The organism is Saccharopolyspora sp. NPDC047091 (assembly GCF_040643635.1).
GTDB lineage: Bacteria > Actinomycetota > Actinomycetes > Mycobacteriales > Pseudonocardiaceae > Saccharopolyspora_C.
Genome location: NZ_JBEYUS010000079.1, coordinates 16,177 through 27,614 on the forward strand (window position 1 = coordinate 16,177; position 11,438 = coordinate 27,614).

At 72.8% G+C, this 11,438-nt stretch carries 10 protein-coding genes; 6 read left to right on the plus strand and 4 right to left on the minus strand.

Annotation, left to right across the window (positions count from 1 at the left end; translation table 11 throughout):
• Positions 1-140 precede the first annotated feature (140 nt).
• Positions 141-1,469, plus strand: a complete 1,329-nt coding sequence (locus ABZ805_RS25330; RefSeq protein WP_358445098.1) for an MFS transporter — start codon at positions 141-143, stop codon at positions 1,467-1,469.
• Positions 1,470-1,801: 332 nt separating this feature from the next.
• Here ABZ805_RS25330 and ABZ805_RS25335 read toward each other — a convergent pair whose 3' ends face one another.
• The gene (locus tag ABZ805_RS25335; RefSeq protein ID WP_358445100.1) at positions 1,802-2,272 is read right to left on the minus strand and encodes a hotdog fold domain-containing protein; all 471 of its coding nucleotides are present in this window, start codon (positions 2,270-2,272) and stop codon (positions 1,802-1,804) included.
• Between the two features lie 213 nt (positions 2,273-2,485).
• Between ABZ805_RS25335 and ABZ805_RS25340 the strand changes: the two genes are divergently transcribed.
• The 3 genes from ABZ805_RS25340 (at position 2,486) to ABZ805_RS25350 (ending at position 6,032) form a co-directional block, all read left to right on the plus strand.
• A complete protein-coding gene (locus ABZ805_RS25340) occupies positions 2,486-3,481 on the plus strand; it encodes a 2-hydroxyacid dehydrogenase (RefSeq protein WP_358445102.1) in 996 nt (331 codons plus the stop codon).
• Positions 3,482-3,557: 76 nt separating this feature from the next.
• Positions 3,558-4,553 carry an iron-siderophore ABC transporter substrate-binding protein gene (locus tag ABZ805_RS25345; protein WP_358445104.1) on the plus strand — a complete coding sequence of 332 codons (996 nt, stop codon included), beginning with the start codon at positions 3,558-3,560 and terminating at the stop codon, positions 4,551-4,553.
• 147 nt (positions 4,554-4,700) lie between these two features.
• Positions 4,701-6,032: an arsenic transporter gene (locus ABZ805_RS25350; RefSeq protein ID WP_358445121.1), complete on the plus strand. Its 1,332-nt coding sequence runs from the start codon at positions 4,701-4,703 to the stop codon at positions 6,030-6,032.
• Positions 6,033-6,252: 220 nt separating this feature from the next.
• Here ABZ805_RS25350 and ABZ805_RS25355 read toward each other — a convergent pair whose 3' ends face one another.
• Both ABZ805_RS25355 and ABZ805_RS25360 read right to left on the minus strand, forming a co-directional pair.
• Positions 6,253-6,459 carry a hypothetical protein gene (locus ABZ805_RS25355; RefSeq protein WP_358445106.1) on the minus strand — a complete coding sequence of 69 codons (207 nt, stop codon included), beginning with the start codon at positions 6,457-6,459 and terminating at the stop codon, positions 6,253-6,255.
• Positions 6,460-6,560: 101 nt separating this feature from the next.
• The gene (locus ABZ805_RS25360) at positions 6,561-8,837 is read right to left on the minus strand and encodes a glycoside hydrolase family 3 C-terminal domain-containing protein (protein ID WP_358445109.1); all 2,277 of its coding nucleotides are present in this window, start codon (positions 8,835-8,837) and stop codon (positions 6,561-6,563) included.
• A gap of 161 nt (positions 8,838-8,998) precedes the next feature.
• Between ABZ805_RS25360 and ABZ805_RS25365 the strand changes: the two genes are divergently transcribed.
• On the plus strand, positions 8,999-9,463 hold the full coding sequence (locus ABZ805_RS25365; RefSeq protein ID WP_358445112.1) for a GtrA family protein: 465 nt from the start codon (positions 8,999-9,001) through the stop codon (positions 9,461-9,463).
• A gap of 18 nt (positions 9,464-9,481) precedes the next feature.
• On the opposite strand, the gene ABZ805_RS25370 is transcribed toward ABZ805_RS25365, so the two are convergent.
• A complete protein-coding gene (locus tag ABZ805_RS25370) occupies positions 9,482-10,567 on the minus strand; it encodes a GDSL-type esterase/lipase family protein (RefSeq protein WP_358445115.1) in 1,086 nt (361 codons plus the stop codon).
• Positions 10,568-10,720: 153 nt separating this feature from the next.
• Between ABZ805_RS25370 and ABZ805_RS25375 the strand changes: the two genes are divergently transcribed.
• Positions 10,721-11,302, plus strand: coding sequence for an FxsA family protein (locus tag ABZ805_RS25375; RefSeq protein WP_358445118.1), 582 nt, complete (start codon positions 10,721-10,723; stop codon positions 11,300-11,302).
• Positions 11,303-11,438 lie beyond the last annotated feature (136 nt).

The window sequence follows — 11,438 nt, forward strand, 5'->3', positions numbered from 1 at the left end:
GCGACCACCGCGACCGGCCGGACGTGCCGAAGTCACCACCGCAAGGCGGTGACCAGGAAAAACATTCGGATCGTCGAGCTCAGGCGACGCGATCCGGCTCCACCTACCCGGGCACCGAAGCCCGCCAGGAGGTCAGCACCGTGGTATCTACCGACCACGAACCGCCCGCATCCGCGTCGTCCGGCGGCGGGACGACGTTCTTCGATCGCATCGGCATCCCGCGAGTCCTGCTCTGGGGCTACGTCGGCATGTTGCTGTTCATGATCGGCGACGGGGTGGAGACCAGTTACCTCTCCACCTTCTTCAAGGTCGACCTGGGCTTCGCCGAGTCCAGCGTCGGCATCGTCTTCACCGTCTACGGCCTGGCGGCGGCCGTCGGCGCCTTCCTCGCAGGCGGTCTGTCCGACCGCTGGGGGCCGCGCAAGGTCATGATGGTGGGCGCCGCGCTGTGGGCCGTCTGCCACGTCCTGATGCTGACCGTCGGCATCCCCACCAGCAACTACGTGCTGATCCTGCTGACCTACGGGATCCGCGGCCTCGGCTATCCGCTGTTCGCCTACGGCTTCCTCGTCTGGATCATGGTCGGGGCGCCGGAGAAGCAGATCAGCAAGGCGCTCGGCTGGTACTGGTTCTCGTTCACCATGGGCTACCCGGTGCTCGGGTCCGCCCTCGTCGCCGGGCTCAAGCCCGCGCTGGGCTTCTACCCGACGCTGTGGGTCTCGCTCGCCCTGATCGCCGCGGGCTCGATCATCGTGTTCACGATGCTCAAGGAGCGCTCCGGGTTCGTGCCGCTGGCGACCGAGGGCACCAGCATGGTCAAGACGCTCGTCGGCTGCGTGACGATCATGTTCGAGCGGCCGAAGGTCGGCCTGGGCGCGCTGACCCGGCTCATCAACACCACCTCGCAGTTCGGCGTGTGGGTCTTCACCCCGCTGTACCTGATCGAGCAGGTCGGGTTCAACTCCGAAGAGTGGTCCACGCTGCTGATGATCATGATGGGCTCGAACCTGGCCGGTGTGGTCGCGTTCGGCGTGCTCGGCGACCGCTGGAGCAGGCACAAGACCATCGTCTGGTTCGGCGGTGTGCTCGGCGCCGTGTCCTGCCTGGGCCTGTACTACGTGCCGAACGCGGTCGGCCACAGCTACATCCCGGTCGCGATCATCGTCGCCATCTTCGGCATCGGCCTCGCCGGCTACGTCCCGCTGCCCCCGCTGATGACCCAGCACGCCCCCGGCCGCAAGGGCCAGGTCATGTCGACCTACACCCTCGGCGCCGGTGCCAGCCAGGCCGTCGGCCCGGCCATCGGCACCGCGTTCATCGGCATCATCGGCATCCAGGGCGTCATGTGGATCTACGCCGTGCTGCACCTGGCCAGCAGCGTGCTCGCGCTGATCATCAGCACCCCCAGCGAGGAGGCCAAGCAGGAAGCGGCGGCGCTGCCCGAGGACAACACCGTCGTCGCGCACTGACCTCCCGCGCACCCGCCCGCCGCTGAGGCGGCGGTGCAGAACTCGGCGGCTTCCCGGCCGCGGGACCCTTCTCGATCAGGGCGCCACCTGACCCAGAAGCCCCGCCCGAGAAGCTGCCGAGTTTTTTGTTGTTGTGCTGTGCTCCTGTTGCGAGGGGGTGGGGTGGCGGAACCTCAGCGGCTTCCTCGCTGCGGGATCGATTTCACCGGTGGCTCCGCCACAGGAGAAATCGCTGTCCTCGCGAGGAAGCAGCTGAGAACCCGCGGCGGTGCCGGTGGCGTGCGTGGTCGTCCGCTCAGCGGCTTCGCCGCTGACGGGCGGAAGAGAGCTGGTCAGGGGGTGGGTTTCTTCTTCGGGGAGACGCGGAGGGTGATGTCCGCGGTGACGACCGGGGTGCCCGTCGTGTCGAGGATGCGCACCGGGACCACCCAGTCGGCCGCGCCGGGCTCGGGAACGGGGTCGAGCTCGGCGATGCCGAGCACGTCGGTGGCGGCCTTCGCCACGTAGTGCACCTGCATCCCCACCGGGATCCAGCGGTGCGTGGCGGGCACGCTCGCCTCCGCGAGCATCCCGGCGGCGACCTCGGCGACGTTGCACGCGGCGATCGCGTGGAAGGTGCCGATGTGGTTGTGCACCGCGCGCCGCTTCTTCGCGCGCACCTCGCAGCGGCCCGGTTCGAGCCGGACGACGTGCGGCCGCACCGTGCGGAAGTACGGGGCGCGCAGGCACACGCCCCAGGAGAACAGCCTGGTCCCGAGCGGGCGGGGCGAGAGCCTGCGCCACAGCTCCAGCGTCGAGGGCATCGGTGATCTCCTCCGGGTGTGCGGAACGCGGTCATATTACTCGTCGGTAACCTATGTGCCGGTGCGCGCTCCGGTCAACCCGCTGCACCGTCCACAGCGGACCGCGTCGCACGTGATCCTCGTCCGCATCCGACCGGAAATCCCCGCTGGACTGCGAAGATGGCCGCGCCGCCCGAGCAGCGGCACCGTCCTCGGTGCCAGTGAGGAGACCGCATGACCACCCCCGGCCTGACCGTCGTCATCGCCGACACCAACCTGCTGCCGCTGCGCGCCGAGATCGAAGCCGGACTCCCCGCGGGCACCACCGCGCGCTGGCCCGACCGGCAGGACGACGCCGCGGTGCGCGCCGCGATCGCCGACGCCGACGTGTACGTCTCCGGCAACCTGCCCGCCGAGCTCGCCGCGCTCGGCACCCGGCTGAAGCTGGTGCACGCCGCGGGCGCGGGCGCCGACGGCATCGCCACCGGCGCGCTGCCCGCCGGGACGATCGTCGCGAACACCTTCCACCACGAGAAGTCCATCGCGGAGCACGTCGTCGCCGCCACCACCGTCGTCCGCCGCGAGCTGCGCGTGCAGGACGCCGCGCTGCGCGCAGGGCGCTGGGCCACCCCCGTCTACGACCCGCAGGCTCCGTGGCTCGACTCGCTCACCGGCGCCACCATCGGATTCGTCGGCTTCGGTCACATCGGACAGCTCACCTGGCAGCGGTTCCGGGCGTTCGAAGCCGCCGGGATCGCCGTCACCCGCCGCGGCGAAGTGGACGCCGCCGCCGAAGGGCTGGACTGGGCCGACACCACCGACCGGCTCGACGCGCTGCTCGACGCCTCCGACGTCGTGGTGCTCTCCGTCCCGCTGACCGCGGACACCACCGGGCTGATCGGTGCCGCCGAACTCGCCCGGATGCGGGAGCACGCGGTGCTCGTCAACGTCGGCCGCGGCCCCGTCGTCGAGGAAGGGGCGCTGTACGCGGCGCTGCGCGACGGCGTGATCGGCGGCGCCGCCATCGACGTCTGGTACGACTACCCGGCGCCCGGCGAGGTGCGGCACCCGAGCTCGCTGCCGTTCCACGAACTCGGCAACGTGCTGATGACCCCGCACTCCTCCGGGCTCACCCGGCAGACCTTCGCCGGGCGGGCGCAGGACATCATCGCCAACATCGGGCGGCTGGCCGCGGGGGAACCGCTGCGCAACGTGGTGACCACGGTCTGACGTGTGACCGCGTTCATCTACGGCGGCGCTGATCAGGAAGTTAGGGTAGGCGAAGTTAAGTTCAGAGGAGTAGCTCATGCCTGCCCGTACCCGCGGCGCCGCACTGGTGACCACCCTGCTCAGCGCGCTCCTGATCGTCGCGGGCTGCTCGCCCGCCCCGACCGCACCCGGCGGGACCGACGGCGACGACGGGTGGGCCCCGGTCACCGTGTCCACCGCCTTCGGCGAGGTCACCATCCCGAAGCGGCCGCAGCGGGTCGTCACCCTCGGCTGGGGTGACGCGGAGGTCGCGCTCGCCCTCGGCGTGCAGCCCGTCGGCACCGCCGACTGGCTCGGCGTCGGCGGCGACGGCCTGGGGGAGTGGGTGCAGCACCGCTACGAACCCGCGCCGCCGCCGATGCTCGGCACCCTCGAGGTGAACATGGAGCGGCTCGCCGGACTCGCCCCCGACCTCATCCTGGACACCAGGGCCAGCGGTGCGCGGGACCGCTACGACCAGCTCTCCGGGCTCGGCGTGCCCGTGGTCAGCATCCCCGAAGGCGCCGAGCAGTACACCACCTCCTGGCAACAGCAGCTCGACCTGATCGGCACCGCCCTCGGCAAGCAGCAGGAGGCGCGGCGGCTGCGCGACGACCTCGACGCCAAGTTCGCCAGGGCCGCGCAGGAGCACCCCGAATTCGTCGGCGCCAGCACCGTCGTCGGCGCGCGCACCGTCCGCGGCTTCGGCGCCTACCGGGCGGGCACCAGCCGCGTCGACTTCATGCAGGCCCTCGGCTTCCGCAACTCGCCGCGCGTGCAGGAACTCGCGACCAGCGCGTTCTCGGTGCCGATCTCCCAGGAGCGGCTCGACCTGCTCGACGCCGACCTGACCGTGATGACGACCATCGGCTACGACCCGCAGGACCTCATCGGCGATCCGCTGTACCGGTCGGTGCCCTCGGCGCGGGCCGGGCGGGATGTGGTGTTCACCGACCAGGTGATGTCGCAGTCCTTCGCCAGCGCCACCGTCGTCGGCACCTCCTACGCGCTCGACCGGGTCGTGCCGCTGTTCGCGGCGGCCATGAACCGCTGACCGGTGCCGGGCCGCGCAGGCCCGGCTGGTGTACTGCTCCGGGCGCCGCGGACGGGCGTGCGGCGGTGGCCGCGCACCGGACCCCGGCCGAACGGACGGGATCGGGGTCGGCGCGGGCGCGGCCGGCGCAGGAGTGTCGAACTGATGATGACGGTGGTCGCCGGGCTGATCTTCGTGCTGACCCTGGCGCTGGTGATCCGGCGTCCCGGCGGGCTCGGCATCGGGTGGAGCGCCCTGCTCGGCGCGGCGGCGGCGCTGCTCACCGGAGTCGTCGCGCTGCACGACGTGCCCACCGTGGTCGGTCTGGTGTGGAACGCGACGCTCGCGTTCGTGGCCATCGTGCTCGTGTCGCTGCTGCTCGACGAGTCCGGGTTCTTCGAATGGGCCGCGCTGCACGTGGCGCGCTGGGGCGGCGGGCACGGGCGGCGGCTGTTCGTGCTCGTGGTGCTGCTCGGCGCGGCGATCTCCGCGGTGTTCGCCAACGACGGCGCCGCGCTCATCCTCACGCCCATCGTGCTGCAGATCGTGCTGGCGCTGCGGTTCAGCCCGGCCGCCGCCCTCGGGTTCGCGCTCGCCACCGGATTCGTCGCCGACACCGGCAGCCTGCCGCTGGTGGTGTCCAACCTGGTCAACATCGTGTCGGCCGACTTCTTCGGCATCGGGTTCGCCCGCTACGCGGTGGTGATGGTGCCCGTCGGGCTGGTCTCCGTGGCGGCGAGCCTCGCGGTGCTGCTGTGGTACTTCCGCCGCGACATCCCGCGCGAGTACGAGCTCGACTCGCTCGCCGAACCCGCCACCGCCATCCGCGACCGGCTCACCTTCCGCGCCGGATGGGTGGTGCTGGGACTGCTGCTGATCGGCTACTTCACCGCCGAACCGCTGGGCATCCCGCTGTCCGGCGTGCTCGGCGGCGGTGCGGTGGTGCTGCTGTCCGTCGCGGGCCGGTGGCCCCGCTTCCTCTACCGCGGGGCCGCGGCGGCCCGCGAGCGGCGGATCCCCGTCGGCAAGGTGCTGCGCGAGGCGCCGTGGCAGATCGTGCTGTTCAGCATCGGCATGTACCTGGTCGTCTACGGGCTGCGCAACCAAGGGCTGACCCGGGAGCTCGCCGCGCTGTTCGGCTGGTTCGGCGCGCACGGGACGCTCAGCGCCGCCGTCGGCACCGGAGTCGTCGTCGCCGTGCTCGCCTCGATCATGAACAACCTGCCGACCGTGCTCATCGCGGCGCTGGCCATCGCGGGCGCGGGCGCGACCGGGCTCGCGCACGAGGCCATGGTGTACGCCAACGTGATCGGCTCCGACCTGGGGCCGAAGATCACGCCGATCGGGAGCCTCGCCACGCTGCTGTGGCTGCACGTGCTCGACCGGCGGGGACTGCACGTCGGGTGGGGGCGCTACTTCCGCACCGGGGTGGTGCTGACGATCCCCGTACTCCTCATCACCCTGCTGGCACTCGCGGCGTGGCTGCGGGTCGTGGGGTGAACTCTCGTTGCGCAGGGGGCGGGTGGCGGAACCTCAGCCGGTTCCTCGCTGCGGGATCGTTTTCACAGGTGGCTCCGCCACATGCGAAATCGCTGTCCTCGCGAGGAACCGGCTGAGAACCCGCGGCGGTGCGAGTTGCTCTGGTGGTCGTCGCTCAGCGGCTGCGCCGCTGACAGGAAGGACGATGGGCCGTTTCGGTCCGGGCGATCAGGGGGTTCGGTCAGGCTGAGTCGCCGGGGAGGAGGCGGTTCTCCACCGGGCGGTCGCCGTCCGCGGCGGTCCAGCGGCGCCGGTAGTTCGCCACGGCGTTGCCCAGCCGATCCCGCGCCGCCCGCGCCACCGCGTCGTCCGCCCCGATGCCCACGTGCGCGCACACCGCGATCGACGGAGCTTCCAGCCGGGGGCGCGCGTTCTTCACCGTCTCCACACCCCCAGTGTGCAGGGCGCCCCGGCGGCGCTTCGACGCGGGCGCCCTTCCGCACCGAGGTGGACGGTCCGGTGGGCCGGGCACCTCGGTGCGGGGCGGGTTCAGCGCGGGGCGGAGTTCGCCTCGTCCGCCCACCGCTCCAGCTGCTCCAGCGACAGCGGGACACCAGGGAAGCGGGTGATCCGATCCGCGGGGAACGGGCGCAGCATCATCGCGTGCTGCGGATCGGCGGCCAGCTCGGCCATCGGGCTCGCCGCCAGCGCCTCCCGCAGCAGGCCGCCCGCCACCGGGTGGTCCAGCCACGCGCCCAGCTCGGACCGCGGGGTCAGCGGGTCGACCACCGGCTCCCCGGTCAGCCGCACCGTCGAGACCAGCCGCACGTCCCGCGAGGACGCCGCCGCCCGCAGCTCGAACTCGCCGCCTTCGACCACCCAGCGGCCGAGCGCCGTGTGCCAGAACGCGAACGCGCGCCGGTCCAGCTCCAGCACCACCCGGGTCTGCTCGCCGGGTTCCAGCGCGACCTTGGTGAACGCCTTGAGCTCCTGCTCCGGCCGGAACACCGTGCTGCGCGGATCGGCCACGTAGAGCTGCACGACCTCCTGCCCCGCGCGGGAACCGGTGTTGGTGACGGTGAGCGAGACCACCACCCGCGGGTCCGGGCCGTCCGCCCGCACCTCCACCGACATCCCGGACTGCTCGAACGTCGTGTAGGACAGGCCCGCCCCGAACTCGTGGCTCACCGGCAGCTCGTGCGCGTCGTACCAGCGGTAGCCGATCAGCAGCCCCTCGCCGTAGCGCACCGACCCGTGCTCGCCGGGGAACGACCCGGTCGCCGGGCCTTGCGCGAGCCGCACCGGGATGGTCTCCGCCAGCCTGCCGGACGGGTTCGCCGCTCCGGTGAGCAGCGCGGCCAGCGCGCGGCCGCCCGCCTGCCCGGGCAACCAGCCGTGCAGCACCGCCTTCGCGTGCCGCTCCCACTCGGCGACGGTGACCACCGAGCCGCCTGCCAGCACCACCACCACGTGCTCGTTCACCGCCGCGACCTCGCGCAGCAGCCGCAGCTGCGGTTCCGGCAGCGACAGGTGCTCGCGGTCGTAGCCCTCGGACTCGGCGGACGGCGGCAGGCCCAGGAACAGCACCGCGACCTCGGCGGCCGCGGCCCGCTGCACCGCCTCGGCGATCAGCTCGGGGTCCGCGGCCGCGGCCTCCACCTCGTAGCCGGGCGCGAAGTCCAGCGCGGCGAAGCCGGCTCCGCGCAGCGCGCCCAGCGCGTCGTCCAGCCGCGTCGGCACCACCTGCGAACTGCCCGCGCCCTGGTAGCGGGGGGTGCGGGCGAGCTCGCCGAGCACCGCCACCCGGGTCCGCGCCGGGTCCAGCGGCAGGATCTCGTCCTCGTTCTTGAGCAGCACCGCGCTCTCCACCGCGGCCCGCTCCGCCAGCGCACTGTGCTCGGCGGCGTCGAAGCCGTCCGCGGCGGGCAGGCCGGAGGTGGCCCGTTCCGCCAGCCGCAGCACTCGCTCGGCCGCCGCGTCCACGTCCCGCTCGTCGAGCTCCCCGGCCCGCAGCGCCGCCAGGACGACCGCGCCCCCAGCGCCACCGGAGGACGGCATCTCCAGGTCGAGACCCGCGCGCAGGCTCGCGGCCCTATCACCGACCGCGCCCCAGTCCGAGACGACCAGACCGTCGAAACCCCACTCCTCGCGCAGCACCTCGGTCAGCAGCCACCGGTTCTCCGCCGCGTACACCCCGTTGATCCGGTTGTACGAGCACATCACCGTCCACGGCCGGGCCTCCCGGACCACGTGCTCGAACGCGGGCAGGTAGATCTCGCGCAGCGTCCGCTCGTCCACCTCGGCGGAGACGGTGAGCCGGTCGGTCTCCTGGTTGTTCACCGCGAAGTGCTTCACCGAGGTGCCCACGCCGCGGGACTGCACGCCCCGCACCAGCGCCGCCGCCAGCCGCCCGGCCAGCAGCGGGTCCTCCGCGAAGTACTCGAAGTTCCGGCCGCACAGCGGGCTGCGCTTCATGTTCACGCCAGGGCCCAGCAGCACCGCCACGTCCTCCGCGCGGCATTCGGCGCCCAGCGCCGCCCCGACCTCGTGCAGCAGCGGCTCGTTCCAGGTGCTCGCCAGTCCGGCCGCGGTGGGGAAGCAGGTCGCGGGCACGCTGTCGGCCAGGCCGAGGTGGTCCCCGCCGGTGCGCTGCTTGCGGAGCCCGTGCGGGCCGTCGGTGAGCATGATCGACGGCACGCCCGCGGCCGAGATCCCCTCGGTGCGCCAGAAGTCGGCACCGTCCAGCAGCGCGACCTTCTGCTCCAGCGTCAGCGAGCGCAGCAGCCCCGGGACGTCCCGGCCCCCGGTCTCCGACGTTGCGGCCATGACGACTCCCCTCGACGGTTGCGGTACTGCCGAGATCGTCCCATCGGGTGAGCCGGGTGCGACGGCCCGTCCGGCGGTTCCCAGCGGATTCCCAGGTTCCTCAACGGGAACGGACGCACTGCTCACCTAGCGTCGACAACGGTCGGATCGGGAGGTGAGCGGTGTTCGGGGAGCGAGGTCCGTCGGGGGTGCCGCACGGCGGCGCGATCGGTCAGGCCGTGCTGTTCACCGCGGTCGGCGGGGCGACGACGGCGGTGAACGCGGTGCTCTACCTGCTGCTGCGCGGCACCTTCCCGACGGGGCTCGCGAACGTGCTGGCGCTGCTGCTGACCACGGTGGGGTCGAGCGCGCTGCACCGGCGGCTGGTGTTCACCGGGCTGCCGGAGCGGCGGCTGCGGATGCACCTGCAGACGGCGGCGACGTTCCTGTTCTACTGCGTGTCCAGCAGCGCGGCGCTGGCCCTGCTGCGGCTACTCGACGCCGACGCGGGCAGCGTCGCCGAGGCGGTCGCGGTCGCGGTGATGAGCGTCGCGGGCGGCATCGCCCGCTTCACCGCGCTCCGGTTGTGGGTGTTCCACCGGCACCGGTCTCCCGGCGCGCACCCGCTCCCGGTCCCGGCGGCCTGAGCGCGGCCCGTTCGCCGATCAGGGCTGCGCGGCGGGCACGGCGTGCAGGGCCCCCGACTCGTCGGCCACGCAGGCGGCGCGCTCCGCGGTGCCCGCCAGGAAGTCGCTCAGGCACCCGGCCAGCGCCCGGTGCCCGGCCGCGTTGGCGTGGAACGACTCCTGCATCGCGTGCGGCGCGCGGTAGTCGTCCCGCAGGCCGTCCCAGTCCACGGTGAGCCGGGTGAACCACTCCTCGTGGCCGTCCCGCGGCGGCGGGACCTGCCCGGCCGGGGCGTCGGGCGCGTCCGCGGTGCAGGCCTCGTGGCCGATCCCGGCGCGGGAGAGGTCCAGGAAGCGCGCCCCCACCTCGTCGGCGGCCGCGCGCAGCCCCTCGGCCAGCTGCGGGACCCCGGTGTCGCGGATCCACTCCAGGTCACCGGCCTGGAACGGGCAGCCCGCGAGATTGTTCAGCCGCGGGTTCACGTCCGGCCCCACCGGCGACGCGTAGGACTGCACCACGAGCGAGTAGGCGTCGGGCGCGTACCCGGAGCGCTCCATCGCGGCCCGCACCTCGCGCAGCGCGGCCACGACCTTCGGGCGCATCGCCTCGACCCGCTGCGGCCACAGGCCCCGCATCTCCTCGGCGCACCCGCCGGGAACCCGCGTCGCCCACGCGCCCACGCAGCGGTTGACCACGTCGGTGAACGCGGGATCGTCGTTCGCGCCGACCTGCACCACGACGTCCGTGATCCGGAACCGGCCGGTCAGCTCCGCCAGCCGCGCGGCCTGCGAGATCTCCGCGTCGCCGTCGGCGCCGATCGCCGCCGCCTTCGCGCCGGAGCACGCCAGGTTGATCCGCGTCACGTCGCCCGGCAGCCGCAGCTGGTGCACCGGGGCCGCCGGAGAGCGGTGGCACCAGTTGCCGTGCTCGCCGTTGGTGCCTGCCTCGTAGCCGCCGCCGCCCTCTCCGGACAGCGTGCTGTCACCCAGCGTCACCACCGCGGTGGGCAGCTGCGGGGGCTGCTGCGGTCGGTCCGGCGGGAACTGATCGCTGACCAGGATCGCGAGCGACAGGACGCCGCAGACCGCCAGTAGCGCGAGGAACCTCGACTTGTGCGCCTGCATCGCCGATCAGTCTATGAGCACCGGGTGGCGATCACGGTCGGTGGCCGGTCGTGGTGAGGGCAACACCACGTGCGAACCGGTCCGGGCGATCGGGAGAAAATCGGGCATCCCGTGCGTTGAACGGGGTGAGGCGGATTTGTCCCGGAGGTCGTTGTGCCCATTCTCCTGCTGCTCCTGGCCATCGGTGTCGTGGAGATCAGCGTGCTGGTGCTGGTCGGCAGCACCATCGGCGTGCTGCCCACGATCGCGCTGCTGTTCGGTGGTGCGTTCCTGGGCAGCTGGTTGCTGCGGCGGGAAGGACGCCGGTCCCTGCAGGCGTTCAACGAGGCCGCGACGCAGCGCAAGGCGCCCGATCGGGAGGTCGCGGACGGCGTGCTGGTCGTGGCCGGTGGGCTGCTGATCGCGCTGCCCGGGTTCGTCAGCGACGTGGTGGGCCTGGTGCTGCTGCTGCCGATGACCCGGTCGCTGGTGCGCCGCAGGTTGCAGCGGCGTGCCGAACGCCACGCCGAGCAGGTGCAGCAGCGGTTCTGGGCGCACGCCGGTGCCCAGGGGTTCCCCGCGGGCTTCGCGGGAGCCGGTTTCCCCGGCTCCGGGAGTGGTGGCGCGGGCACCGGTTCGGGGGATGTCATCGACGGCGAAGTGGTGTCGGTCAGTGAGGACGACATCCCGCGCCAGAACCCGTCACTGGGGTCGTCTTCGCAGGCAGAACGTCCGGACGGCGGTTCGTCGCGGTGAACCGCCCGGCGTGGCGCCGATCGCGCGAGCACTGCGGGTAAGCTTCGGCGAACGATCGTGGCCGGAGTCGGGAGCGGCGCTCCCGACGCCCGCCCCCGGGGGGCCGGGGGGGGGTCACCGCCGCGCGGGCCGCGCA